This window comes from Aciduliprofundum sp. MAR08-339, assembly GCF_000327505.1.
Classification (GTDB): Archaea; Thermoplasmatota; Thermoplasmata; order Thermoplasmatales; family Aciduliprofundaceae; genus Aciduliprofundum.
The window spans coordinates 987,117-1,011,168 of the sequence record NC_019942.1 but is presented as its reverse complement, the minus strand read 5'-3'; the positions used below and the strand labels follow the sequence as shown (position 1 = coordinate 1,011,168).

The following is a 24,052-nucleotide window of genomic DNA, read 5'->3' as shown; positions in this document are numbered from 1 at the left end:
TCCGCCCATACTAGGAGTTCTTACTCTCAAACCCCTTCCTTTTTACAACCGCAACTATGATATTCCACAGAGCTATGTCCCCTCCATGAAAAGAATAGGCATAATTGGGGGCACCACCCCAGAATCCACAATGTACTACTACAGGAATTTTGTGGAAATTTCAAGGAAAAGATTTGAAAAGAACTTCTACCCAGAAATAGTGATATTCAGTTTGAACTTTAAAAAATTCAGGGAGTTGCCGGACTGGAGAAAGAAAAAAGAGTATATCATGGAGGGAATAAGGGCGCTTGAAAATGCAGGCGCTGAGATCATTGCTCTGTCAGCTAATACGCCGCACATAATATTTCCCGAACTGCAGAAAGAGAGTAGGGTGAAGATGGTAAGCATAATAGATGCGGTGGCAGAGGAGGCAAAGAGAAGAAACCTCAGAAAACTTTTACTTCTGGGCACAAAAATAACGATGACCTCCGAATTTTACATCCTAGGGCTTATAAACCATGGCCTTGAAGTTCTAGTCCCCAATTCCAGGGAGATTGATGAGGTGGACAGAGTAATCTTTGAAGAGCTATCCTTTGGAAACACCAAGAGCAAGGGTTACCTTGTGGAACTCATTGAATCTTACAGGGGCGAGATTGATGCAGCCATACTCGGATGCACAGAATTGCCCATTGCTCTGCACGAGGGAGATACTTCAGTTCCACTCCTGGATACAGCAAGGATCCACGTCAATGCAATCATCAATGAGGCGCTAAAACCTTAAATATAAAAACATTTATTACCCTCGGGATGCGGGTGTGGTGTAGCCTGGTAACACGAGGCCCTGCCACGGCTTTGCCCCGGGTTCAAATCCCGGCACCCGCACTAACCTTTTGAAAAAGCTCATGTATTATGCGTATTTTCCTCCTAGTCAGCAGAATTTCTTCATCTGCAAGAATTAATCTACCACCCTTTACCCCTACTCTCTTGCACAACTCGATGAGTCTTTCAAGCATATACCTATCACACCCTCCTCACAAAGAGCCATGCTATGAATATTCTTGAGCAAATACAATCCATATAGCCAGTACAACACGTATCTTCAGGATGTCCTCCCATTCCTAAGAATGTCATGCCATTCCATGCGAATCCTAAGAATTGAGAGAAAAAAGCGGGCCCGCCGGGATTCGAACCCGGGTCGTGGATTCCGAAGACCCACAGTCTATCCTGACTAGCCTACGGGCCCTTTCCATTTTCTGGGATACCTTCCAGGATCCATTATTACCCTGGATGGTTCAGCCACAATGTCATTTTCCAGCAACGCCCTTGAAACTGATACAAGTTCGCCCTGATCCGTGTACACTGCAATGTAGTCCCCCTTATTAAATTCATCCATCCTCAATACTCCAGGATTGTAAAGTGGAGCACCATGAGCAAGTGCATCCACAGCAGAATCCTTAACAACCACCCTTGGAAGAAAGGATACAATCTCCTCTCCCAATTTTACAATATTCCTTATGTATTTTTCCTCTCCTTCTTCCTTCCAAAAAACATATGCATCCAGCAAATCCTGAAGCGTATGTGCATCCTCTTCCTTAAAATGTCCCGTGGAGATCCGTCTCAGATCCTCCATATGGGCCCCTATGCACATGGCCTCCCCAATATCGTTACAAAGTGTTCGTATGTATGTTCCAGACTCCACCCTGGCCCTGAAAAGAACATCACGACCCTCAGTATCCAGAATCTCAAGAGAGTAAACCCTGCGCTTTCTCAATTTTCTTGCAACTGCAGACCGCAATGGAGGGGTCTGATATATCTCCCCCTCAAACTCTTGCATCACATTGAGCAATTTCTTTTCAGAGAAATCACCGTGAAAACGCATAACACCAACATACTCCTTGGGTACCAGATGGAGAAGATTGATTATCTTCGTGGCCCTTCCTATACCAATGGGCAGTACTCCGGTAACCTTTGGATCAAGGGTACCAGCATGACCAGTTTTGTGAACATGAAGTATATCTCTAACCCACGCGCTTACCTGATGACTGGTGGGTCCCTTAGGTTTATCAATAACAACAACTCCAAAACTTAGAAGTTCTTCAACTGTGCGCTCCATATCCAATCCCCTCCAGAATCATATCCACTATCTCTTCAGGGGTAAGAGAATCGCTATTCACAACGAGATCGTAAATTGATAAATCATCAAAATCTATGCCATAAATCTCCAAATACCGTTTCTTCTCACTGCTCTCCCGGAGAACCGTGGCTCTTTTAACAGATTCCTCATCCCCACCCTCCCTTTTTCTAATCCTTGAAACGCGAACGTCAAGAGAGGCGTCCACATATACCTTGTAGGCAGGAATACCATTGATATGCATGAGCCATCCACTCAAACGGGAATCAATGACCACATTTTCCTTACTTCTTGAAAGTTCTACTAGCCTAGCGTCCAAGCGCCTATCAATTTCCCAGTTTTTCTCTGCATATCTGCTGAATTCAACAAGATCCATACCCATTTCCCTTGCCATCTCTCTGAAAATCTCACCACCTGAAATCAATTCGTAACCCAATCTACTCGCCAAAACCTTTGCAACTGTTGTTTTTCCACTTCCCGGAGGACCACTTATGGTTATTCTCATTCCACCGCCTCAGAGACGGGCTCGACACCAAGTTTTTCCAACCTCTTTCTGAACTCGAAAAACTTGAAGATATATGTCACCACCCAGCTTAGGGGCATCGTGAGAGCAGAGTATATGAGAAGCCAGTTTGGAAACAGATACTGGACCTTGTTAAGTTCAATAACATTGCTCCAAGGTATGGCTATGAGGGTATAACTTACCTTCGCCTGGAGAAATAACCAGAGCCAGGTGAATATCGCAATCACGATGAACATGGTGAACATCGTTGCCTTCATACTGTTGCTCTGAATGCTCATATTTTCCGCCATATACTTGGTTTGGAGTTTTCTCAGTTTTTCAAGTTTGTTGAGATCCTGCTTTTGCATGGCCTCTCTGTAAACTTTGTTGAAGGCCTTCATTTTTACCTGGATACGAGCCATATTTATCCAGTCCGTGAAATGATGGCGAGCCCAGGTGTTGATCAGGGTTACCAGAATCCCCGTGGCAAGGAAGGTATAGAGAGGATACATGTAATCAAAGGAAAAAAGCGGTTCCAATACTACTCCCGCCACATTACCAAGCGCATATCTCAAACTTGGGATAAAGAGAATCATAAGCATGAGGAACGTAAACATCATGTACATTCCGCTCATGCTCGACTGGGTTTTTGGCACAATGGGCTCCTGAGATTCGGTCATCTCAAGGCCTCCATAAACCTCTCAACAGCCCTATCCAGTTGACCATCATTATTTTTCAATATCAACACCGTGGCACCAGTATACATGGAGCATGCAAAGGCACTATATCTATTTACCTGCAGATGCTCATTTATCTCATCCACACCCTCGACATCCCTATCCCTAGTAGCATCCTTCATTCTCCTGCCGTAAATTTCCTCAGGAGATGCCTCTATCACCACGAGCATCTCAGGATTCATTGCTTCAAGAACCCATCGGGGGAGTCCTGGAAAATAACCAGAGGGAGTTTTTATTGTGAAATGAGTATCAACGATAACATCGGACATCCCAGATATGCGCTCTGCTGCCCTCTTTTGAAGATCTCTCTGAATCTCTATTGGAAGTTTTCGCATCTGGTCTCTATGCTCAACCAATCCCTCTTCCTTTGCCATCTCAAACATAAGTGTGCCAAAGTTCACGATAGGATAATTTGCCCTCTTTGCAACCTCTTCCAGTATGCTCGTCTTACCCACACCAGGCACACCTGCTGCCACCACTCTCATTTTAATCACTCGAAGAACTGCCTTATCACAGGATGCATCTCCATCAACTGCTCCCTGCCCATTGCCTCATAGAGCTGAATCAGTATACCGACGGTAAGCAGAACACCTGTACCAGAGGTGTTACCCACTGTACCAATCAAGTCAGCAAATGCCGCAAGGGCACCCACAGCAGCTCCGCTGAATATGGTAACCGCAGGGATGTACTTATTCAGAATCTTTTCAAGAACGGCGGGGCTTCTCCTGAATCCAGGGATCTGCATGCCACTGGATTGAATCTGCTTTGCAATGGCCTTTGCGTTCATATTTGCAGTTTCAATCCAGAACTTGGCGAATATGATGCTCATCCCTATCATAAAGGACGTGAAGATTACCACATTACCCACAAGCATCCAGTAGGTTTGATATGTGAATACATAGTGATAGGCCTGGGGATTGATGAGAGGCAGCAACCAGTAGTTGAGACCCCTGATTCTATTCAGATAATACGCTATACCGCCTATTGGAGTGGTTGTTTTTATTCCCCATTCTGCCGCCTGCTGAGCTGTTGGGTAGGCACCGATCCATGGATTGTGTCCCAGGATGGGGACATGACTCAAAGTGGGATTGGTCCAGAACAGAATGGACCACATTGCAACATTTGCAAGTAGAGCCGATGTCAATATGACGGGTATGTTTGAGGAGTACATCAACTTGATAGGATACCTACCCCTGGCGCCTCTGGCACGTTCATGGGCCAATGGCAACTCAATTTTAACACTCTGCACGTAGGCAACCAGGAGGAATATTATTGTTGTTCCTATAAGTGCGATTATTGGATTTGGAGGCGCAAAAAGAATGGATTCAATTCTTCCACCATAAAGCTGGGCTGCACTGCTATGGGTGAGTATGTAAATTGTCTTTGGTATAGTACCGCTGGGCGGATTGTTGAGGCTAAGGGGAGAGTTGGGCTGTGGAGGAATCCAAGAAACAATACCTGTGAATATGGCTTCAGAAACTCCTGCCGCAATGAAGAGGGATATACCGGAACCTATACCCCATTTTGATACCACTTCATCCATAAGAAAGACAAGGTACGAGCCGAAGAAGAGCTGCAAAACTATTATTAACTGGGCCAAGAACATCCCATATCCTGGGGCAAAGGCATTGAGGCCCTTCACAAAGGTATTGGAAGGCTGTAGATAGCCAAAAACCTGAGGAATTGCCTCCACGAAGATCATTATTATAACCAGCAATTTCTGGGTGCTCTGATATATGGCCTTATCCTCATCGTTGGTAAGATCTATGTTGAATATTTTTGCTCCCACAAACAACTGCATTATGATGCTCGCCGTTACTATTGGACCTATACCAAGATGCACAAGAGAGCCTGAAGCACCAGCCATTATGGCTCGAAAAGATGCGAAGAGATCAATTGTCTTTGCCTTATCAAGCCCATAGATGTAAATATTCGTGAGCGAGAAGTAAATCAGAAGGGTGATGAACGTCCACATCAATTTATGCTTGAACTGCACATGACCCTTGGGCTTGCGGATCATTGGCAGATATTCCAGCACAGGTTTCAAGCCATACAACTTGCTTTTATCGCCGTTGTATGAAATAACCAAATACCCCAAATAGAACAGAGGGACTGACCAAAGAGAGAATATGAGAAAACTCACCCACTGTTTGGTCACTATGTTCCACATATCCTGGATGCTCAGCAGTTTCCAGCCAACTATTGAGAAGTAAAGGTAAGCAAAGACAATCCAGGAAATTATAACCGGCAGAGCCAGTCCCTTCTTTCGGGGTATTTCTTCACTCATAGATCACTTCACCACCCACATCTTCTATTTTTTCTACGGCATTAGAAGATGCATATTTAACCTTAACCCTGATCTTCTTGGTGACCTTTCCACTTCCAAGAAGTTTCTTTATACCCAGGGCACTTAGGTCAACTTCGTAAACATCCTCGTTCAACTTCGCAATACCTTGCTTCACGAGGGCATCTAAATTCTCGTTGAGCACCCCTATATTTATAGTTTCAATTTCCTCCTTTGGATGATGGGAGGTGAATCCATGGTTACCCCACAGAAACTCCGGATGTTTTAGGGCAAAACTCCAATGATGTTTACCAAGACCTGCGTATCCTCGGCCACCCTTGCGACCAGCGCCTCTTCTACCCTTGCGCCCATGGCCGTAGGTATTTGAGCCTCTCATTTTTCTTGATTTCTTCCTTGCCATTCATTCCACCCCCGGTCCAAACATTCTATTGATCAGGGCATTGATTCTGTCTCCCCTGTATCCAAGTGCACCCCCTTCTGTAAAGTGCCTCTTGGTCTTCTCCCAGCCCTTCAATGGAGGATGCAACCTGAAAACAGGTTTTACATTGGGAATGTCCTTGTAAAGCACCTTTCCCTCTATAATGGCCCTAACAAGAGTCTCAAGATCATCAAAGCCCATGGTCTCCTTCACATATTCATCCGTTATGGGTTTGTCCCCATACAGACGGCCTTTTAGACGAATCAATTTCAGCAAAGTCTCCTCGTCAATCTCACCCCATGTCACATAGTCCTTGACCTTCTGAAGCATACCCCGATATGCAGGAGTATCTGGTACAAGAACACAGTGATTTATACGAGTTAAATTGAGCATTTTCAGAGTGTCTGCGATATCCTTCCTAACACCTGTACGGCCTCTAACTCTGACCACTGCGTACATCTTCCACACCTCCTTTGTAGATTGGCATTATCAATCTCGGATTTACCCTAACAATCGTGGTTTGCTTAAGTGCATCAAAGGTTGCCACAGCGTAATTAACAGTCGTCTTCGTATGGCCCTGGGTAAAGCCCCAAACATCCTTAACTCCTGCCAAAGTCAATATGGTCTTTGCAACATCCCCCACCGCAAGACCAACACCCTTTGGTGCAGGTTTGAGAGTTACACGGACAGATCCGCATTTGCCAGTTACCTTGAAAGGTATAGAATGTGGCATACCGCAACCGCATTCCCAAGAACCGCAGCCTCTCTTTATCTCAATTATGTTCAATTTTGCAACCTCAATTGCCTTTCTTATGGCTGCACCTACCTCCTTGGCCTTTGCCTTGCCAATACCCACAAAACCATCACCATTTCCAACAGCAACCATAACCGAGAACTTTGTTCTTCTACCGCTATCAGTCATTCTCTGAACCATACGAACATCAATCACTTCCTCCTTGAGGTCAGGAAGAAGTACATCCACTATCTCAGGCTCTCTTAGAGGCAAATTGCTTCTCAATGCCTGGGACATGTTGGTGATCTTTCCCTCGTAAACGAGTTTTCCAAGCCTTGTTTTTGGTTCCCAGTCCATTTTCATACCTCCATTATCTTGGCTTTAACTTCATCAAACATCTTTGCCACATCCTCTGATATGTGTTCTCCCCTAATCCTTGAATCATCAGGATAAATCTCATCGCTGTGAGGAATATCAAGGCCCGCATCAACCATTCCCTTTAGAGCAGCAAATACCCTTGATCCCTTTACAGGACTCTGCAATCCAATATCCAAAATGGCTTCATCAATACCCCTCTTTAGAGCAAGTTTGCCTGCCAGAAATCCTGTGAGATACGCAGCAGGAGTGTTCTTAAACGACCCTGTCCACCCGTAATTTTTCAGATGGGCTGATGTTACACCCACAAGAATCCTATCTCCATCCTCATGGTATCCAACAATCTGAACAATCACATAGCGCAGAGTTTTCCTTACAACGGCTCTGGGCTTGCCGGATTTGAGATAGGCAAGCCTCTTCCTGTAATCCGTCTTACCTTCCCGCCTTCTGCGCATCTTGACCCTATATACTGCATTTCTTGCCATTTTCATTCCTCCTTGAGATAGCCCTCAGACTTGAGATGTATGAGAAGGTGATTTCTGCTCTTAAACGTGCCACCCTTCGCGAGCCTGTAAAAGCGCCTGTATGTGTGCCTGTCAATTTTCCCAGAATCACGGAGATCCTTCAGGGTAGCCCTTATTGGCCTTATTGTCTTGATCCACCTCCTCTTACGAGGATACCTTGCATATTTTTTACCCTTTCTGGAACCTGGACCCTTTCTCAGGCCTTTCTCTTTCTGGGCCTTTATATAATTGGCCCTCACACGGGAGGTGCCACGTTTCTGTTTCTTCTTTATGAGCCCTCTTTTTATGAGCATCTTGATATCCTCTCGAGTCACCGCTTCCTTTATCTCATCAAGGGCATTGGGGTCCATCCAAACACGCTCTTCTCCGCATTTCAATATGTCAGCCGCAAGTCTTCGCTGAAACTTAACATCCATCTTCAATCACCCCTGAGCATCGGATTGAGCACCCTAATGTTCATCTCCTTGGCCTTCTTTTCTATTTCCATTCTCTTTCTGACACCCACTCTGCTCGCTATTCTTATAGCCTCCCTCTCTGGATTTATACCTTCAAGTTCCCTTGGATTGTAAACGAGTACCTCCCTGAACCCAGATGGGTGGAGACCACGAACCTTCTTGGGGCCACGATAACCCGAATCAACCACAGGAGGACGATAACCCTTATGCTCCCTCATCTTGGAGTGCTTACCCTTTGGTCTGCGCCAGGCATCACCCAATCTCTTGTACCTAAACCATTCCTGCCTCCTGAACCAAGGGCGCTTACGATTCAGTTCATTGCGAATTTTGAGAAGTCGTCTTTCCTCATCACTCAGTTTTGGCTTCAACTTGACCATTTTATTTCACCCCTTCTTTACAATGTATATTCCATCCTGGAACACACGAGGATCCCTATTCTTCACCCTTGTGGCCCTCTCTATATTTGCGGCGGTCTGTCCCGCATGCTCCTTATTTATGCTTTTCACAATTATTGTATCTCCCTTAACCTCAACCTTGGAGTCTCCAAATATATCTGCATATCTCGGAGCCCTTTCACCAAGGAAGTTTTCTATAACGACCTTATCACCCTTCACTGTAACCTTCATGGGGAAGTGAGCGTAGAGAATCTTCAGATGATACTCAAATCCTTCGGTAACACCCTTTATCATATTCTGCACATGAGCCTTCCAGGTGCCGGCCATAGCGTATTCCTTCTTCTTAGGTAAGGGGCAGTATACCACAACCTTGCCATCCTGAATGCTCATCTTCACCCTTGTATGCTTGAATTCTCTGGTCATCTCGCCCAGAGGACCCTTGACATGAAGGTTGAATCCCTCGAGCCTAACATCAACTCCCTCGGGAACTTCGATTTCATGCTTAACAATATCTGCAACGGGCATCTATATCACCTCAGTACACATAGGCCAGGAGTTTTCCTCCAACTCCCATCTTCTTTGCATCTGTATGGGTCATCACACCCTTGTTTGTGGTCACTATCAATATGCCGAAATCCTGGGCTGGAAGATATCTGGACTCGAATTTTTCCATCTCATCACGCTTTACGGAGAACCTTGGCTTTATGGCTCCACATTTGTTTATGGAAGGCCCAAGTCTAACCTTGAAGATACCTCCCCGCCCATTCTCTATGTATTCAAATTCCTCAATGTAAGCATGGTCCTGCATAATCTTAAGCACCCTGCCTATCAACTTGGATGCTGGCCTTATTATCACCTCTCTCCTGCCCGCCATGGCCGCGTTGTTTATACGCGACAGAGCATCACTCAGTGGATCATTCTGCATTTTTCATCACCTCAAGAATACTTTCTGAATCCAAGCTCGTAGGCAACCTCTCGGAAGCATTGCCTACAGAGTCTTAGACCATATCTCCTTATCAACCCTCTCTTCCTTCCACAGCGAACACATCCCTCGCTTCGTCCAAACTTCTTCTTTGGTCTGAGCTTGACACGAACCATCATTCCACCTCCAGAATGTTGAGATTGAAGTTCTCACGCATGAACTGCATGGTCTCCTCCCGAGTGACTCTGTGCCTAATCGGTATCTTCTTCTTTTTGATTCTCCTTCTTGCAATTCTGTAGCCGCCCCTTCTTCTGAAAACCACACTTATGTCCATACCGAATATGCCTATCTCTGGATCGTATTTCATTCCCTCAAACTCCGTGTAATCTGATATACCAAAATTAAGATTCCCGTTTGAATCAAATGAGTAATTTGGAACCTTGAAGTCTTTAACCCACAGGGCACGGCGAAGGAAGTCTTCGGCCTCCTTTCCCCGAAGGGTAACCTTTAGCCCGATGGGTAAGCCCTTTCTTATGTTGAAGTCCCTTATGGTCTTCTTTGCCTCCGCCTGCACAGGTTTTCTGTGGGTGAGCAGATCTATGACCTTCTGTGCCCTGCGAAGTTTCTCGCCTGCCTCTCCAACACCCATATTAATGACTACCTTGTCTATGACTATGTCCCTCATTGGGTTCTTCATCTTCTCCTCCTTCATAGGGCGCTCACCTCTGGTATAGTGATCTCTGGCTTGCCTACGCCAATAACAAAGACGTTGCGACTATTAACCTCAAATCCTTCCTCAAACTTGACCATATTATCCTGGGGACCTCTGACAACGACATATTCCTTTATGTGGGCAACTCTACCGCGATGCTTTCCACCAATTATAATAGCTACGCTTCCCTCAGCCATCGGATAGTGGGCAATTATCTCCTGAGTTGGAACCTTTATTTTGAGAACATCCTTGGTGTGGTACTTGTTCTCATCAAGAAGTATGTTTCTGCCATCATGCAAATTGAGCTGTATCTTGCCTCCAGGAACAATATGCTTGTCTTCTATCCTCACGAGTTTCCATTCTGCATTGTCCTTGGGTATCTCAACTATACGCAGATTGCCGTAAATATCGTAAACCGCCCTGTAATTCTTATCCATATCATCAATGGTTATAACATCCATAAACCCTATGGGAAACTTTATATCTGTGACCACACGCCCGTCCACCTTTATCTTCCTGGAGTTGAGAATCTTCTTGGCTTCCCTTCTGTTGTTGGCCAGTTTAAGCATGTCCCTAAGAACGATGAGCATGGGCACTGCCCTTTCAGCGGGATGTGGACCCGGAGAGATCTTGGGAGCAAAGGTGTATTTCTTCCTCACAATGGGCCACACCCTGGGCGCCGCAAGTCTCTTAACATGATCACTCATTCTCATTCACCTCTTCTTCATTTTCCTCTTCCTCATTCTCCACTTCTTCATCAACGGCCTCTTCTACAGTCTCTTCCTCAATACCTGCCTCAAGTTCCTCCAAGGAAACTCCCCTCTTCTGTTCGGCAAGTTTGAAAATCTTATCCTTTCTCCTCGGATCGCTGAGATCCAGTTTGACAAGCATGAGATTTGATGGGTGAATCCAGTACTGGACTGCCTTGTTATCCACCTTACGAACGGTAACTCCCTCAACTGCAACGCGCATGTTCTTGAGATTTACCTCCACGACCTTCCCCTCATGACCCTTGAACTTACCACGCATAACACGCACAACATCACCCTTTCTCACAGTAAGGCTTCTAAGTCCGTATTTTCCAAATAGTTCGTCACTGAGATGCGCCTTCATCATCTTCTGCCTCCTATGCTTAGGAGCCTGGTACAGCATTTTTCTTTGCTTCCTTGGTAAATATGATACCATAATCAACACCTCACACAATTATGCTGGCTATTGCAGCTATTCTCGGCCATCTTTCAGCCGCTTCTCTCGCCACAGGACCCTTTATTTCGGAGCCCTTGGTTTCACCTGTGGGAGTCACTATAACCGCAGCATTATCCTCGAACTGAACCCATGTGCCGTCTGCCCTTCTGAATGGCCTGCGCTGTCTCACTATGACTGCAGGAAAAACCTTCTTACGCATATCTGGACTGCCCTTCTTAACGCTGACAATCACCATATCTCCAACTCCCGCAGAGGGGTATTTTCTTGCAACACTATGATATTTGAGAACCTGAATTATTTCAACTTCCTTCGCACCGGTATTATCCGCACATATCAATCTTGCCCCTGTGGGCAATCCACGAGTCTGTCTGCCAGCAATTCCCTTCACTTAAATCACCTCTCAATCTTCTCAATGATGACGAAACTTACAGTCTTGCTGAGGGGTCTGCACTCCATAAATCGCACATGATCACCAACCTTGGCATCTATACAGGGTGGATTGTGCACATGGTACCTGCTGCGCCTCTTCTCATATCTCTCATACTTGGGCACATAGCGAAGATATTCCCTCTCAACAACCACAGTGTTATTCATCTTATCGGATATGACCACACCCTCTACGATCTGCCCTCTGACCTTCAGATGGCCATGCCAAGGGCAAAATGGGTCATTGCACTCCTTTTCTGGCGGCTTTGCATCAACTCCAATATCCCTTATCATTTTATTCTCCTCCTCATAAGTTTTTTAATTCTTTCATGAGGCCTGTAATTTATTCTATCTCCATTTAGCGTAACATACTCATCGGTGAGCCATACTCCAAATCTCGCTCCTTTCTTCGTTATCATCTTCCTCTTCCCATTCTTTTCAATAACCAGCATGTGGTAGGTCTCATCAACTATCCTTCCGGAGAGTCCAATCTGATTTGGATTGGTTGAATCCTTAACCTCCGCTTGGAGACCTATCAACTCATGCATGGCAATATTTTTCCTTGTTCTCATTCGTTCATCACCGTGAGTATCCTTGCAATTTGCTTTCTCAAACTCTTTATCTTTCCAGGATTGGGTGGAGCTCCACCCATGGCGCTCACTCCAAGCTCATGCATGAGTTCCTCGCGAAGTTCTCCCAATTTTTTGACTCGCTCTTCAGGACTCATTTCCCTTATCTGCCTTGCCTTCAGTTCCTTGGGCATTTTCCTTCACCTCTTCCTTAACATCCTTACTTTCATTTTCCTCCTTCTGTTCCATCTGAACTTCCTGCACTGGCTCCTCTTCGCTTGGAGGGATAATGTTGATCTCATCGGGCAATTTTGCATCCGGTGGCATTATCTTAACAGTAACTCCAATTATACCGGGCTTGGTCTTTGCAGTGGCATATCCGAATCTAACAAGTTCCACAGGCTTTCCATTGTACTTTATGGTGCCCGCCATGAACTTTTCCGTTCTGGCCCTATCTCCAGTCAATTTTCCTGCGATTATGATCTGGGCACCCTTGGCCCCAGCTTCCATTATGCGCCTCAGTGTTGAGTGCCCGGCACGTCTGAAATGCCAGCCACGCTCAAGGGCCATTGCAAGTTTTTGAGCCATTATCTGAGCATTCAGGTAGGGATTATCACTCTCTTTTACCTCAATGGTTGGATTCTCAACACCAAAATCCTGCTGAAGCCTATCGGTGAGTTCCTTTATTTTGGCACCTTTCCTTCCTATAACCATTCCTGGGCGCTCAACCTCAAGGACTATTCTGGTACCCAGGGGCGTACGCTGTATCTCAAGCCCCCCAAATCCCGCCATGGCGGTTTCCTTCATAAGGTACTCCTTCATAAGCAGGCGATTAACGCTCTCCTTCACAAATTTTCTCTCATCCATAATTATTCCTCCTCAGGAGTCCTTTCCTCAAGGATCACCTCAATATGAACGCGCTCTCTGCGAAGCTCCACAGAACGGCCCATGGCCCGAGGAACGTACCTCTTATAGACTTCACCCTTATTGGCTGCAATGTGCATAATGTAGAGATTATCTGTGTCAAGATCCTTATCCTCGGCATTTGCCTCCGCATTTTCAAGCACTTTCAATATATACTTCGCCTCCTTTACAGGATACCTGCCAGGACCAATACCACGGCGATGAGATACAGAATCAAGGTACCTGAAATACGGCACTGCACGTTTTTTCTTTATTATATCCTCAAGGTAATCCTTGGCATCCTCCAACCTCATACCCTTCAGGGCACGGCAAAGATTTACCGAATCCTTCAGCGATATGGGCAGATCCCTGCCAAAGGATTTTGCGTATTTGTCACCTTCAACCTTCATACTGTAAGGCATCACTCTCACCTCACTTCAGCGGCACGAACTTGGAACTGCGGGTTGCTCCCACACCTGGACCGCTGTGCTTAACCTCCTTCCTTGTAAGTGCAAACTCTCCAAGATAATGACCTATCATCTCTGGCTTGATGTCAACTTCAACAAATTCCTTACCATTATGGACAGCAACACGCTTTCCAACGAACTGTGGAAGAATTATGAGATCCCTCCGATGTGTCCTAACAACTTTACCATCCGAGTTGATTATCTTGCGTACAGCCTTCATGCGCTCTTCATCCCATCCACGTTTCAAAGTTCTTCTAGCCCTGGCGGGAAGGAGTTCGGCAAATTCGTCCCAACTCATCCTCTGCAGCTCTTCAAGAGAATACCCCCTGTAGGAGAACTCTTTCATTCTCCCCATTACCAGTTTTCTCGTCTTCCTCTTTCTCCTTCTAGCCGCCTTGGCGCTGATTTTTCTCATTTTAGCCATCTACTCACCTCTTCCTCTTCTTCTTTTTGGGTGATAATCTTCCAACCTTACGCCCAGGTGGAGCATTCCTGCTCACAGTGCTGGGTCTACCAACATGCTGATGGTTCCCTCCTCCATGGGGATGGTTCACAGCATTCATTGCAACACCGCGAACCTGAACATACTTTCTGGCCTTTGAGCGCCATGCATGATAAACCTTTCCAGCCTTGAGCATGGGTTTTTCCTTGCGCCCACCACCTGCAACTATGCCTATGGTGGCCCTGCATCTTGGGTCAAAGAGTTTGAACTCTCCGGATGGCATCTGAACCGTGGTCTTTAGACCATGGGTAACAATTTGAGCGTAGGAACCACCGGAGCGAATGTACTTACCACCATCTCCGGGCTGGGCCTCTATGTTGTATATGGGCACACCCTCCGGTATGCTGCCCAGTGGTAGAATGTTTCCGGGCCTGATCTCTGCACCTTCACCAATCTGAATTTCCTGACCCTCGTACATACCCAGATGGGCAAGCATAAGGTACTTTTCACCATTATCAAGAACAACCTCTGCAAGCGGAGTTGTGTGACCTGGATCGTGGAATATTTCCCTCACAATCCCCACCGCACTATCAACCTTCGGATTTACAGGCTTACCTGCGTACCTATGACTGGGAGCACGGTATCGAGAGGTTCCGCGACCTCTTCTCTGTGGAATTATTCTCTTACCCATTTACACCACCTTAGAATATACCCAACCTCATGCCGACTTCCTCGGCGCTGTAGCCTTTCTTCAACTTAACGATGGCTTTCTTGCCGTACTTTGTGATATAAGTGTTAACCTGCTCAACCTCCACTTCAAAAAGGCGCTCAACCGCATTTTTAACCTGAGCCTTTGTGGCATCCCTTCTGATTATAAATGTCAGTTTGTTCTCCTTCTCTATAAGCAATAGCGTTTTTTCCGTGACATAGGGCTTGATAATGACCTTGGTCGGATGAAATGTCATTTAACCCACCTCCTGATCTCCTTTATGGCACTCTCCGTGAATATGGTAAGACGCCCGGCATGAGTACCAGGGGCAAGAACCTCGGCATTCAGCTCCCTGGGAGTGACAACATCCACACCTGGCAGATTCCTAAAGCCCTTCTCAACGTTTTCCTTATTTGACACCACGATGAGAACACTTTTCTTTATTTTGTATCTTCTGCCACGTCTCTTGCCCTTTCCACCACGGATGCGCCTCTCACCTGCCCTTTCAACATCCTCATAAACTCCAAAATTCTTAAGGGCACGTATTGCCTCCTTCGTGGTTGAAATCTTCTCAAACTCATCTTCCACCACAAGCGGAAGTGTGATATCCGGATTGAATCTATGACCCCTTTTTGCAACCATGACCTTGTTTGCCGTCATGCTCAAGGCACTGTACTTGGCCAATCTCCTCATCTTGACATTCATCTTTCTCTTCCAGACCTTCTCAGTTGTGGGAGGGTGACCTGCTCTTCCACCCACAGTGCTCGGGATTATAGCACCACGGGATGTGTGGCCAACCCTGGGAACCATCTTGGATATCCCATGCCCAGGACCCCAAGATTCGGCCACGCGCCTCATACCCGCCATGGGATCAACACCATGGGGCTGCACCCTATTCAGTTGGAATACGCGAACGGCCTCCTTTATTAGATCAGGCCTGTAAGGATAATTGAAGGCCTTGGGAAGGGTTATCTGCCTTTTCACACCGCCCTCAACTGTGTAAACATTGACACGCATTCATCACACCCCCTGTTTGGATTGCAATGACACATAGGTAATCTCAATGCTCTCAACATCCTCAAGAACCTGCCTCACAGGATCGCGGAATCTTATCAACCTTTTGGCAGGCCCGGGCACAGAGCCATGAATGAGCACATAGGGGTTGCGAACCTCGCCGTAATGGGGAAATCCGCCCTCAGGGGTTATATCCATGGCCAACTTCCTTTCGCCATTCTCCTCCACGAAATCCACGTATTTTATAATCCTCTTGTTGTACTCCGTTCTCTGATGATAGCCCATCTGCCCAGCCTGAGGTACCGTGTAGCGAACCCAGTCTGGGTGCCATGGGCCAAGAGTACCAATCATTCTGCGGTGCTTCCTGTTCTTCTGATGCAGCAATTTCACGCCGAATCTCTTCACATGACCCTGAAATCCCTTACCCTTGGTGATTGCAACAACATCAACAAATTTACCCTCACTCTTGAAATCGGAGAATTTTATTTCCTTACCCAGAAGATTGAGAGCGTAATCCTTCCTCTCCTCAACAGTGCCTCCTCCAACCCGAATCTCCATTATGTCGGGGGCCTTCTTGGGAATACCACTCACAAGTCTAGGTTGGGTATGCACTATCAGACGGATGTCCTCAATATCCCCCTTTATTCTGGAAAGGGCCACTTCTTCGCTGTATTCTTTTGGCAATGGGAATCTCCTTGATAACTCCCTATCCAGATTCTCGTCCCAAACCTCGCCTATGCTCCTGAGCCCGTATATCGTGCGCTCGTAAAACCTAACGCCTGCAACCTTCATTGGAGGGACCTCAATGACAGTTACCGGTGTCCATATCTCCTGGCCAGCGGTGGTTGTGTGCTTTCTCCAATCCACCGTGAACACATGAGTCATTCCAGCCTTATAGCCTGCAAATCCCTGTATACGTGGCCCATCCTCTATGTCGGGCCAGGTCCTAATGCGCGGTACTGGACTCGCCGCTCGCTTGCGTGGATAATACGCCATAGAGCCTCTTCTAGGATGATGCGAACTTCCCATACATTTCACCTCGCAGCAGCCGTGACGCCGTCTCCTTACCCAAAACCATTCTTTGGGCAGGATCGCGGGCCATTACGCCCTTAGCGTCTGGCTAACTTCTTTGGCCCACCATAAAGATATTTTGTATATAAAGAATTCGGAGATGTAGAATAAAATGCTGAACGATAGAATTAAATCCTTTCCTCGACCTCATCGACCCACCACATGCGGGCATAGGCCTCAATCATGTGCGAGTACTTCAGCCCGAAATACTGCGCTGCTTCTCTGAGTTTCTCAGCCATCTGCGGTGAGATGCGCACCGTGAACCTCATGCGTATTCTGTGCTCTTTTGGGTACCATTTTTTCACCACGTGCACGGGATTTCTGCACTCTGGTCTATACAGAAACTCGGCCACGATCATCTGTATGGCTGAGCGGATCATGTCTCTGTTCGTGTAGCGCTCATCGATGTACACTGATATTGCTGTGCTTTTCACTGGTATGAGCTTCTCGTATGAAGGGCGGATCTCTATGGTGATGAGCTGCTCTTCTATGGGGAGATAGGAGTCGCTCTTTTCCAGCACGCAGCACTCCCATTCCCTGAACTCTCCGATGTCCTTCCTTGCGAGAAATTCGGGAAGTTCGGAGAGTGAGAGCGTGTGCACATAGTACGGGTGTCCCGCTTTGCATTGCCCTTCAACCACGGGTAACCCACAAACAGGGCATGGAACATATCGAAGTTCTTCATTGCATCTTAAATCCATAAAGAAAAAAAGAGTTTAGGTTATATTAACATTGTGGAAATCACTCGAGCATTGGCATCCAGATTCCCTTCTCCTTGGCGGTGCGTATCGCTATCTCATAGCCAGCGTCTGCATGGCGGACCACACCCAGCCCAGGATCGTTGTTGAGCACTCTTGATAACTTTTGCTCAGCGAGTTTGGTTCCGTCCGCCACGATGACCATACCAGCGTGGAGGGAATAGCCAATTCCCACACCACCGCCATGGTGGAACGATACCCATGTGGCACCTGAGGCAACATTGAGCATCGCATTCAGGATTGGCCAGTCAGCGATGGCATCGCTTCCATCCTTCATTCTCTCCGTCTCCCTGTATGGAGAGGCAACGCTACCTGTATCATGATGATCTCTGCCAATTGCAATGGGTGCATCCACAACACCCTCACGCACAAGCTCGTTAAATGCGAGTCCTGCCTTCTCTCTCTCGCCGTAATTCAGCCAGAGAATCCTAGCTGGAAGACCCTGCCATTTCACATGCTCCTCCGCCTTGTCAAGCCACTGTATCACATGCTTGTTATCAGGGAACAACTTGCGAATTGCGTTATCCGTCTCAAATATATCATCAGGATTTCCGCTTAGAGCCACCCAGCGGAATGGTCCCGAGCCCTCAGAGAATAGAGGACGAATGTACTCGGGCACATAGCCAGGAATCTTAAAGGCATCCTCCACTCCTGCCTCCTTTGCCTGAGCCCTTATATTGTTTCCATAATCAAACACCTTGGCCCCATGCTCCTTGAACCATATCATCGCGGGAACATGCTTTCTCAAAGATTTCTGAACCTCCTCAAGGTACTTCTCGGGATCATTTTCCCTGAGTTCGGCGGCCTCCTCCACAGAGTACCCAGCGGGGATATACCCGTTAAGAGGATCATGAGCCGCCGTCTGATCTGTGACAACATCCGGTACAATGCCTCTGCGCATAAGCTCGGGGTATATCTCCGCGGCATTACCCAGCAATCCTATACTCAGGGGTTTTCCCTCCTTCAAAGCTTCATCCTTCATCTTGAGGGCTTCGTCAAGGTCATCGGTCCATGTGTCCAGATATCCTCCGTTGAGGCGGCGGTCAATAGCCCACTTATTCACCTCAACGATTATGCCCACACCATTGTTCATGGTGATTGCCAGTGGCTGCGCTCCGCCCATTTCTCCAAGTCCAGAGGAAAGAACCCATTTGCCTGTCAGGTCATGCTGTCCGTATTCCTTGCGAGCCACTGCGTAGAGCGTTTCATATGTTCCCTGAAGTATGCCCTGTGTACCGATATAGATCCATGAGCCAGCGGTCATCTGCCCATACATTATCAATCCCCTTTCTTCCAATTCGCGGAAGTACTCCCAGTTGGCCCATTTGGGCACCAGGTTGGAATTAGCAATAAGCACTCTCGGTGCCCATTCATGCGTCTTGAACACCGCCACGGGTTTGCCGCTCTGCACAAGGAGCGTCTCATCGGTCTCCATCTCTTTCAGTGTGCGCACAATCGCGTCAAAAGCCTCCCAGCTCCTAGCAGCTCTGCCCGTGCCACCATACACTATGAGATGCGCAGGGTCCTTTGCAACTTCGGGATCAAGATTGTTCATCAAAAGGCGAAGAGGTGCCTCCGTCTGCCACGATTTTGCATTCAATTTAGTGCCTCTAGGGGCTCTAATCTCTCGCATAATTCACCATGGTTATGTGTAATAAAAAAATTGTGGCAACATTTTTAACCAAGCAACCATTGGGGTGAATATGGAGATAAAGGCCACCGTGCAGATAGGAAAAGATGGTATAACAGAAGGAGTTATCAATGAAATAAAAGCGCAACTAAAAAAGAGAAAGATAATAAAGATAAAATTCCTTCAAAACGCAGACAGGGATAACTTCAGGGAGAAAATAAAAAATCTTGCAGAGAGGTCCAACGCAGATATCTTGGAGATCCGTGGCTTCACGGCCGTTCTGAAGAAGAGATGATTTTTTCCAACTCCTTCCTCAACTCACTGTAATTTTCCCTTATTCCCTGTACGATCACCTTTGTGTCCGCGAGCACGGGCATGAAATTGGTATCGCCATTCCATCTTGGCACAATATGCACATGCACATGCCCCTCAATACCAGCACCTGCCACGCGCCCTATGTTTATTCCAATGTTGAATCCTCCCGGGTTCATCGCATTTTTTATCGCCCTTATTGCCAGAGAGGTTAGGTGATGCATCTCCAAAACTTCCTCGTCACTCAAATCTTCAAGATTCCCCACATGCCTGTAGGGAGCAACCATAACATGGCCAGGGTTGTAGGGATAGTTGTTCATTATTATGAACGCATATTTACCACGATACAAAATGAGATTTTCCTCATCCCTGTTATCCCTGGGAAACTTGCAAAATATGCACCCTTCCATTTTTTCCATACGCACATACTCTATCCGCCATGGGGCCCACAGTCTTTCCATATGGAGTAATGGAAAAGGATTATTAAAAATGTGTCGATATGCGTATATGCTTCTCAAATTCGCGTACGATGGAACAAAATTCTACGGGTACCAGAGGCAGCCAGATGTACCCACTGTGGAGGGTGAGATTTTAAGGGTGCTCAGGGAAAATGGCATAGCCGAGGATCTGAAGAGTGCATCGCGAACGGATAGGGGAGTGAGTGCCCTGGGGAATGTGATTCTCATCCACACGAATATGGAGCCCAGAAAAGTAATCGGAATACTCAACTCAAATCTGGATAGAATCTACTTTCATTCATTTTCCCTTCATAACCTAAACCCCCGCCATGCAGAGAAAAGGTGGTACAGATACCATCTTTTTGATTTCAACTACGATTTGAAGAAATTAAAGTATGCTGCCAGGATGTTTGAAGGTGAGCACGATTTCAAAAACTTCACAAGGGCAAGGAAAAACACGGTGGTAAGGATTGATAAAATAAGTGTGAAAAAGGAGGGAAATATGATATACATCGATTTCTTCGCACGAAACTATCTGTGGAATCTCATAAGGCGCTTGGTGGCAGCCATGGTGAAATACGCCTCTGGTATGGAGTTCGGAGAGGAAATATTTGAAAAAAGAATGAATTTTGGAATTGCACCTCCAGAGCCACTTGTACTTATGGATGTGAGATATCCATTCCCATTCGAGCACATAGGATTTTCCAGAAGACTCAGAGAGAAGATGGTGATAAACTACCTTGCAGGTATGGTTTACTTGTATTTGGGCGGGGAAAACTATAAATCGTTTAATTTTATTTAACAAACAATGAAAGAAATTGAGATTGTCGACGATCCAGAGAAGATCAAAATAATAATTGAAGACACAAGGACCAAGATTCTACGGCTCCTGCGCTTCCGCGATATGACCATATCCGAACTTGCATCCATTCTCAATAAGGATGTATCCACAATTTTCAGACACATTAAAAAACTGGAAAGGGCTGGATTTGTGAAAGTTACAGGCGAGCGCAGGATTCATAACGTTCCAGAGAAGATCTACGGAAGGACCGCCAGAACGATATTTCTTGCCCCAGAGAGTTACGTGAAGGATGAGGCAATAAAGAAGATGAACAAGAAAAGGGTTGAAATACTTGCAGAGACCCTTCACTCCATTGGCTACGAAGTTACGGATCTGGATGCTCTTTTTGACTTTCTTGTGCGTCTTGATGAACTCTCAATAGAAGATATCGAAAAATTGGAGAAGGATGTTGATTGGGGAATCTTGAGGAAATTAACCCTCCTTCTAATACTCCTGAAAATTGATGAGAGAGATATAGAGGAAGTGAGAAAAATAGTAAAGGCTAATCGCCCATAACCTGCACAGCTACGCGCCTTTTTCTCTCTTTAACATCAAGTTCAACAAATACAATCTGCTGCCATGTGCCAAGTACAAGGGTTCCATCAACTATGGGCACGCACAGATCGGGTTTTAGAAAAGAGGCACGTATATGAGAGTGGCCATTTCCATCGTGCCATGTTTTTTCATGCTCATAGGGAATACTCTTGGGAAATAACCTTTCAAGTGCGGCGGGTAGATCCTTTTTTAGCCCCGGTTCGTACTCGATGGTTGTTACCGCTCCTGTGGATCCTATCACAAAAACCAGCGCCATTCCGTTCCTTATTCCTGATCTGTCAACTATGGATTGTACCATTGGGGTTATGTCTATTATATCCACCTCGCCTGCCGTAGTCAACCCGATTTCCTCGTAGTAATTCATTTAACCACCTTCATGGCAAGATGGGTGGTTACCGTGCTAACCCTTCCAAACTGCTCAATAAATTTTGCTGCAAGTTCCTCATTTGGTGCTTCAAACACCACCACAACATCGGGCTTTCCAAAAACCTCAAGTTTCTCTAGAATTTTTATCCCGTCTGGAACCTTCGCATTTCTCACAAGATGAAATAAATCCGCAAATCGCTCCGGCGCGGCGGTGGCAAACATCACGAATATCATAGAAAAAGGAAAAAAGAAAGGGGATATAAGCTTTACTTCAGGAGCGGCTCTATTTTGAATTCCTTTTCTTCCTTTATCTTTTTAACAAAGAAATCCACAAAAATCCTGTACCTCTTCAACCTGTGCCTGGGCTTGCCCCGAACACTGTGCCCATGCTCACCTTGCTTGAATATAACAATGTAGGCTTCCTTCCCCAGAGACTTCAGCACATGGTAGAACATAAGACTCTGATCCAGGGGGCATCTGTAGTCCTCAAGACTGTGAATGAGCAAAATTGGAGTATTCACAGATTCCGCATAGAATAGAGGACTCAGTTTTCTGTAATTATCGTTGCTGAGCGGGTCTTCGCCTATCACTTCCCTATCAAACCACAGACCTATGTCCGAAAATGCGTAGGAGCTCAGCCAGTAGGAGATTCCATTCTCACTTATGGCCGCCTTGAATCTATCGCTCTGCGTCACAGCCCAGTTTGTCATATACCCTCCATAACTTATGCCCGTTATACCCACCTTACCCTCATCGATACTCTCATGCTCAATAACCCAGTCAAGGCCTGCAAGTATGTCCTGAAAGTCCTCAAGACCCGTACGATTCAGAACCTCAAGGGCAAAATCCTCAGAGTAACCGGTTGAGCCACGGGGATTTGTAAAGATCACATAGAAGCCCCGATCCGCCATCAGTTGCGCGTTGTAATGGAAATAATACCCGTACATACCCTTGGGACCGCCATGCACAAAAAGTATGGCAGGCATCTTCCTCTTTCCAGCACCCCTGGGCTTTATGTACCACCCATCAAGTTTCTTGCCGTCAAAACTCTCATAGGTGAAGTGCACATGCTTTCTGGGCCTTAATTTTTTGAGGATCTCGTCATTGTAGGATGTGTATTTTTTCAACTTTCCATCATAAATGTACAACTCACCCAATCTTGTATCACTCATCATCAAGATGGCAATCTTACCATCATCACTCACATCAAAGGAGTAAACGTACCAACCACTGCCCACTATTCTTTCCCTCTCTCCATTTTCAAACTTCTCAAGCACAACGCTTCCCGCATCTGCTGTGAGTGCATACACATTTCCGGAAGAATCCAGTTTACCTGAGAAGTTCTCAAGCCCGTACCTGGATGTTATCTCTCTCACTTCCTTCCCATCGTATATGAGAAGGTATGAGTGCTCTGAAATGTGGTCCATCTTTCTCTTTCCAAGCATGAGAATCTGCTTTCCGTTGGTGGCCACAGGATGAAAGGACACGTTTTCAAAAATCTTTTTCTTCTTACCCCTATACGCGATGATATCAAATGACTTGAACGGATTTTCACGGCGAGAAACTGTGTATATTATTTCATCTCCGAACCACATGGCGTTTTCCACATACCTGTCTTCAAATTCTTCAATTGCCACCTCTCCCTCGGTGTCGTATATCTGAATAACATTCTTCTCGCCGTCTCTGAATCCCTTTCCGTTGAACCATACGGGAATTGAGTCATCATAGTACAGGTCCTCATCCTCCAACTTCTTTGAATAGAGAATCAAAATTTTTCTTGATTCTCGGTGCCAGTCAACGCCCACTATGTTCTTTGCCTCAATGAGCCTTTTTGATGTCATACTATCAAGGTCAAGGAGGTAGAGATCGCTTTTCTTCTTATCCTCATCTACGCGGAGGTAGAGCATCTTCTTTCCATCCGGGGAGAATTTGGGCATTGTGGCATCTTCCACGTACTTCCGCCCACCTTCCAAAAGAGTCTCTATAACCACTGTGTTTTCGTACTTATTTTCCTTCATATTCGCCTTTCTAAGAACATAGGCAACAAGGGTTCCATCCCTGGTTATGCTCACATCCTGCAGATATGAAAACCTCGTGAACGAATCTTCTTTCCATCTCATATTCCTCACCGGGGGTA

39 protein-coding genes and 2 tRNA genes are annotated in these 24,052 nt (G+C 46.2%); 5 read left to right on the top strand and 36 right to left on the bottom strand.

All coding sequences use genetic code 11. The annotated features are described in order from the left end of the window. The first annotated feature begins 85 nt into the window (after nucleotides 1-85). Nucleotides 86-760, top strand: coding sequence for an aspartate/glutamate racemase family protein (locus ACIM339_RS05480; protein WP_015283618.1), 675 nt, complete (start codon nucleotides 86-88; stop codon nucleotides 758-760). Between the two features lie 28 nt (nucleotides 761-788). Next, nucleotides 789-861, top strand: a tRNA-Gly gene (locus tag ACIM339_RS05475). Here the strand turns inward: ACIM339_RS05475 and ACIM339_RS07940 are convergent. The 32 genes from ACIM339_RS07940 to hutU form a co-directional block, all read right to left on the bottom strand. Then, nucleotides 843-992, bottom strand: a complete 150-nt coding sequence (locus ACIM339_RS07940; protein WP_162007691.1) for a hypothetical protein — start codon at nucleotides 990-992, stop codon at nucleotides 843-845. The two genes, ACIM339_RS05475 and ACIM339_RS07940, sit on opposite strands and share 19 nt — an antisense overlap. Before the next feature lie 156 nt (nucleotides 993-1,148). Next, nucleotides 1,149-1,222 (bottom strand) — tRNA-Arg (locus ACIM339_RS05470). After that, entirely contained in the window at nucleotides 1,208-2,092 is an 885-nt protein-coding gene (locus ACIM339_RS05465) for an RNA-guided pseudouridylation complex pseudouridine synthase subunit Cbf5 (RefSeq protein ID WP_048104091.1), read from the bottom strand. Before ACIM339_RS05465 ends, ACIM339_RS05470 begins: the two co-directional genes overlap by 15 nt. Continuing rightward, nucleotides 2,076-2,615 carry a (d)CMP kinase gene (gene cmk / locus ACIM339_RS05460; protein ID WP_015283617.1) on the bottom strand — a complete coding sequence of 180 codons (540 nt, stop codon included), beginning with the start codon at nucleotides 2,613-2,615 and terminating at the stop codon, nucleotides 2,076-2,078. Before cmk ends, ACIM339_RS05465 begins: the two co-directional genes overlap by 17 nt. Further along, entirely contained in the window at nucleotides 2,612-3,292 is a 681-nt protein-coding gene (locus ACIM339_RS05455; protein ID WP_015283616.1) for a DUF106 domain-containing protein, read from the bottom strand. Before ACIM339_RS05455 ends, cmk begins: the two co-directional genes overlap by 4 nt. Continuing rightward, nucleotides 3,289-3,834: an adenylate kinase gene (locus ACIM339_RS05450; protein ID WP_015283615.1), complete on the bottom strand. Its 546-nt coding sequence runs from the start codon at nucleotides 3,832-3,834 to the stop codon at nucleotides 3,289-3,291. The genes ACIM339_RS05455 and ACIM339_RS05450 overlap by 4 nt, the downstream gene beginning before the upstream one ends. A gap of 5 nt (nucleotides 3,835-3,839) precedes the next feature. Continuing rightward, nucleotides 3,840-5,636 (bottom strand): preprotein translocase subunit SecY, encoded by a 1,797-nt coding sequence (gene secY, locus ACIM339_RS05445; protein ID WP_015283614.1) that lies wholly within the window; start codon nucleotides 5,634-5,636, stop codon nucleotides 3,840-3,842. After that, nucleotides 5,629-6,054, bottom strand: coding sequence for an uL15m family ribosomal protein (locus ACIM339_RS05440; protein ID WP_015283613.1), 426 nt, complete (start codon nucleotides 6,052-6,054; stop codon nucleotides 5,629-5,631). The genes secY and ACIM339_RS05440 overlap by 8 nt, the downstream gene beginning before the upstream one ends. Then, nucleotides 6,055-6,531 (bottom strand): 50S ribosomal protein L30, encoded by a 477-nt coding sequence (locus ACIM339_RS05435; protein WP_015283612.1) that lies wholly within the window; start codon nucleotides 6,529-6,531, stop codon nucleotides 6,055-6,057. Next, complete coding sequence (locus ACIM339_RS05430) at nucleotides 6,509-7,162, bottom strand: 30S ribosomal protein S5 (protein ID WP_015283611.1); 654 nt, start codon at nucleotides 7,160-7,162, stop codon at nucleotides 6,509-6,511. The genes ACIM339_RS05435 and ACIM339_RS05430 overlap by 23 nt, the downstream gene beginning before the upstream one ends. Before the next feature lie 2 nt (nucleotides 7,163-7,164). Continuing rightward, the gene (locus ACIM339_RS05425) at nucleotides 7,165-7,665 is read right to left on the bottom strand and encodes a 50S ribosomal protein L18 (RefSeq protein WP_015283610.1); all 501 of its coding nucleotides are present in this window, start codon (nucleotides 7,663-7,665) and stop codon (nucleotides 7,165-7,167) included. A 2-nt stretch (nucleotides 7,666-7,667) separates the two neighbouring features. Next, the gene (locus ACIM339_RS05420) at nucleotides 7,668-8,120 is read right to left on the bottom strand and encodes a 50S ribosomal protein L19e (protein ID WP_015283609.1); all 453 of its coding nucleotides are present in this window, start codon (nucleotides 8,118-8,120) and stop codon (nucleotides 7,668-7,670) included. Nucleotides 8,121-8,122: 2 nt separating this feature from the next. Beyond that, nucleotides 8,123-8,536, bottom strand: coding sequence for a 50S ribosomal protein L32e (locus ACIM339_RS05415; RefSeq protein WP_015283608.1), 414 nt, complete (start codon nucleotides 8,534-8,536; stop codon nucleotides 8,123-8,125). Between the two features lie 6 nt (nucleotides 8,537-8,542). Then, nucleotides 8,543-9,079, bottom strand: a complete 537-nt coding sequence (locus tag ACIM339_RS05410; RefSeq protein ID WP_015283607.1) for a 50S ribosomal protein L6 — start codon at nucleotides 9,077-9,079, stop codon at nucleotides 8,543-8,545. A 10-nt stretch (nucleotides 9,080-9,089) separates the two neighbouring features. Continuing rightward, a complete protein-coding gene (locus ACIM339_RS05405; protein WP_015283606.1) occupies nucleotides 9,090-9,479 on the bottom strand; it encodes a 30S ribosomal protein S8 in 390 nt (129 codons plus the stop codon). Between the two features lie 11 nt (nucleotides 9,480-9,490). Next, nucleotides 9,491-9,652, bottom strand: a complete 162-nt coding sequence (locus ACIM339_RS05400; protein ID WP_015283605.1) for a 30S ribosomal protein S14 — start codon at nucleotides 9,650-9,652, stop codon at nucleotides 9,491-9,493. Beyond that, nucleotides 9,652-10,188, bottom strand: coding sequence for a 50S ribosomal protein L5 (locus tag ACIM339_RS05395; protein ID WP_048103825.1), 537 nt, complete (start codon nucleotides 10,186-10,188; stop codon nucleotides 9,652-9,654). The genes ACIM339_RS05400 and ACIM339_RS05395 overlap by 1 nt, the downstream gene beginning before the upstream one ends. Then, entirely contained in the window at nucleotides 10,185-10,895 is a 711-nt protein-coding gene (locus ACIM339_RS05390) for a 30S ribosomal protein S4e (RefSeq protein WP_015283603.1), read from the bottom strand. Before ACIM339_RS05390 ends, ACIM339_RS05395 begins: the two co-directional genes overlap by 4 nt. Further along, on the bottom strand, nucleotides 10,888-11,373 hold the full coding sequence (rplX, locus tag ACIM339_RS05385) for a 50S ribosomal protein L24 (protein ID WP_015283602.1): 486 nt from the start codon (nucleotides 11,371-11,373) through the stop codon (nucleotides 10,888-10,890). The genes ACIM339_RS05390 and rplX overlap by 8 nt, the downstream gene beginning before the upstream one ends. Nucleotides 11,374-11,383: 10 nt before the next feature. Then, complete coding sequence (locus ACIM339_RS05380) at nucleotides 11,384-11,782, bottom strand: 50S ribosomal protein L14 (RefSeq protein ID WP_015283601.1); 399 nt, start codon at nucleotides 11,780-11,782, stop codon at nucleotides 11,384-11,386. A 5-nt stretch (nucleotides 11,783-11,787) separates the two neighbouring features. Continuing rightward, nucleotides 11,788-12,114 carry a 30S ribosomal protein S17 gene (locus ACIM339_RS05375; protein ID WP_015283600.1) on the bottom strand — a complete coding sequence of 109 codons (327 nt, stop codon included), beginning with the start codon at nucleotides 12,112-12,114 and terminating at the stop codon, nucleotides 11,788-11,790. Beyond that, the gene (locus ACIM339_RS05370; RefSeq protein ID WP_015283599.1) at nucleotides 12,111-12,392 is read right to left on the bottom strand and encodes a ribonuclease P protein subunit; all 282 of its coding nucleotides are present in this window, start codon (nucleotides 12,390-12,392) and stop codon (nucleotides 12,111-12,113) included. Before ACIM339_RS05370 ends, ACIM339_RS05375 begins: the two co-directional genes overlap by 4 nt. Continuing rightward, the gene (gene rpmC, locus ACIM339_RS05365) at nucleotides 12,389-12,583 is read right to left on the bottom strand and encodes a 50S ribosomal protein L29 (protein WP_015283598.1); all 195 of its coding nucleotides are present in this window, start codon (nucleotides 12,581-12,583) and stop codon (nucleotides 12,389-12,391) included. The genes ACIM339_RS05370 and rpmC overlap by 4 nt, the downstream gene beginning before the upstream one ends. Beyond that, nucleotides 12,537-13,256, bottom strand: a complete 720-nt coding sequence (locus ACIM339_RS05360) for a 30S ribosomal protein S3 (RefSeq protein ID WP_015283597.1) — start codon at nucleotides 13,254-13,256, stop codon at nucleotides 12,537-12,539. The genes rpmC and ACIM339_RS05360 overlap by 47 nt, the downstream gene beginning before the upstream one ends. Before the next feature lie 2 nt (nucleotides 13,257-13,258). Continuing rightward, nucleotides 13,259-13,714: a 50S ribosomal protein L22 gene (locus ACIM339_RS05355; protein ID WP_015283596.1), complete on the bottom strand. Its 456-nt coding sequence runs from the start codon at nucleotides 13,712-13,714 to the stop codon at nucleotides 13,259-13,261. 10 nt (nucleotides 13,715-13,724) lie between these two features. After that, nucleotides 13,725-14,183: a 30S ribosomal protein S19 gene (locus ACIM339_RS05350; RefSeq protein WP_015283595.1), complete on the bottom strand. Its 459-nt coding sequence runs from the start codon at nucleotides 14,181-14,183 to the stop codon at nucleotides 13,725-13,727. A gap of 4 nt (nucleotides 14,184-14,187) precedes the next feature. Further along, nucleotides 14,188-14,892: a 50S ribosomal protein L2 gene (locus ACIM339_RS05345; RefSeq protein WP_015283594.1), complete on the bottom strand. Its 705-nt coding sequence runs from the start codon at nucleotides 14,890-14,892 to the stop codon at nucleotides 14,188-14,190. Nucleotides 14,893-14,902: 10 nt separating this feature from the next. Then, on the bottom strand, nucleotides 14,903-15,166 hold the full coding sequence (locus ACIM339_RS05340; protein ID WP_015283593.1) for a 50S ribosomal protein L23: 264 nt from the start codon (nucleotides 15,164-15,166) through the stop codon (nucleotides 14,903-14,905). Continuing rightward, complete coding sequence (gene rpl4p, locus ACIM339_RS05335) at nucleotides 15,163-15,927, bottom strand: 50S ribosomal protein L4 (RefSeq protein WP_015283592.1); 765 nt, start codon at nucleotides 15,925-15,927, stop codon at nucleotides 15,163-15,165. The genes ACIM339_RS05340 and rpl4p overlap by 4 nt, the downstream gene beginning before the upstream one ends. Before the next feature lie 3 nt (nucleotides 15,928-15,930). Beyond that, nucleotides 15,931-16,953: a 50S ribosomal protein L3 gene (locus ACIM339_RS05330; protein ID WP_015283591.1), complete on the bottom strand. Its 1,023-nt coding sequence runs from the start codon at nucleotides 16,951-16,953 to the stop codon at nucleotides 15,931-15,933. 170 nt (nucleotides 16,954-17,123) lie between these two features. Next, nucleotides 17,124-17,696 (bottom strand): hypothetical protein, encoded by a 573-nt coding sequence (locus ACIM339_RS05325; RefSeq protein WP_015283590.1) that lies wholly within the window; start codon nucleotides 17,694-17,696, stop codon nucleotides 17,124-17,126. A 40-nt stretch (nucleotides 17,697-17,736) separates the two neighbouring features. Then, entirely contained in the window at nucleotides 17,737-19,389 is a 1,653-nt protein-coding gene (gene hutU, locus ACIM339_RS05320) for a urocanate hydratase (protein WP_048103821.1), read from the bottom strand. A 67-nt stretch (nucleotides 19,390-19,456) separates the two neighbouring features. On the opposite strand from hutU, the gene ACIM339_RS05315 reads away from it, so the two are divergent. Further along, nucleotides 19,457-19,678: a YhbY family RNA-binding protein gene (locus tag ACIM339_RS05315; RefSeq protein ID WP_048103819.1), complete on the top strand. Its 222-nt coding sequence runs from the start codon at nucleotides 19,457-19,459 to the stop codon at nucleotides 19,676-19,678. Here ACIM339_RS05315 and ACIM339_RS05310 read toward each other — a convergent pair. Further along, a complete protein-coding gene (locus ACIM339_RS05310; RefSeq protein ID WP_015283587.1) occupies nucleotides 19,653-20,156 on the bottom strand; it encodes an HIT domain-containing protein in 504 nt (167 codons plus the stop codon). The genes ACIM339_RS05315 and ACIM339_RS05310 overlap by 26 nt on opposite strands. Before the next feature lie 46 nt (nucleotides 20,157-20,202). On the opposite strand from ACIM339_RS05310, the gene ACIM339_RS05305 reads away from it, so the two are divergent. Together ACIM339_RS05305 and ACIM339_RS05300 are read left to right on the top strand one after the other, a co-directional pair. After that, nucleotides 20,203-20,955, top strand: coding sequence for a tRNA pseudouridine synthase A (locus ACIM339_RS05305; RefSeq protein WP_015283586.1), 753 nt, complete (start codon nucleotides 20,203-20,205; stop codon nucleotides 20,953-20,955). 6 nt (nucleotides 20,956-20,961) lie between these two features. Then, entirely contained in the window at nucleotides 20,962-21,510 is a 549-nt protein-coding gene (locus ACIM339_RS05300) for a transcriptional regulator (RefSeq protein WP_015283585.1), read from the top strand. Here ACIM339_RS05300 and ACIM339_RS05295 read toward each other — a convergent pair. From ACIM339_RS05295 to ACIM339_RS05285, 3 genes are read right to left on the bottom strand one after another with little or no spacing between them, the layout of a single operon-like run. Beyond that, nucleotides 21,497-21,913 carry a secondary thiamine-phosphate synthase enzyme YjbQ gene (locus ACIM339_RS05295; RefSeq protein WP_015283584.1) on the bottom strand — a complete coding sequence of 139 codons (417 nt, stop codon included), beginning with the start codon at nucleotides 21,911-21,913 and terminating at the stop codon, nucleotides 21,497-21,499. The genes ACIM339_RS05300 and ACIM339_RS05295 overlap by 14 nt on opposite strands. Further along, nucleotides 21,910-22,149, bottom strand: a complete 240-nt coding sequence (locus tag ACIM339_RS05290) for a DUF3303 family protein (RefSeq protein ID WP_015283583.1) — start codon at nucleotides 22,147-22,149, stop codon at nucleotides 21,910-21,912. The genes ACIM339_RS05295 and ACIM339_RS05290 overlap by 4 nt, the downstream gene beginning before the upstream one ends. Nucleotides 22,150-22,181: 32 nt before the next feature. Next, nucleotides 22,182-24,035, bottom strand: coding sequence for a S9 family peptidase (locus tag ACIM339_RS05285; RefSeq protein ID WP_015283582.1), 1,854 nt, complete (start codon nucleotides 24,033-24,035; stop codon nucleotides 22,182-22,184). Nucleotides 24,036-24,052 lie beyond the last annotated feature (17 nt).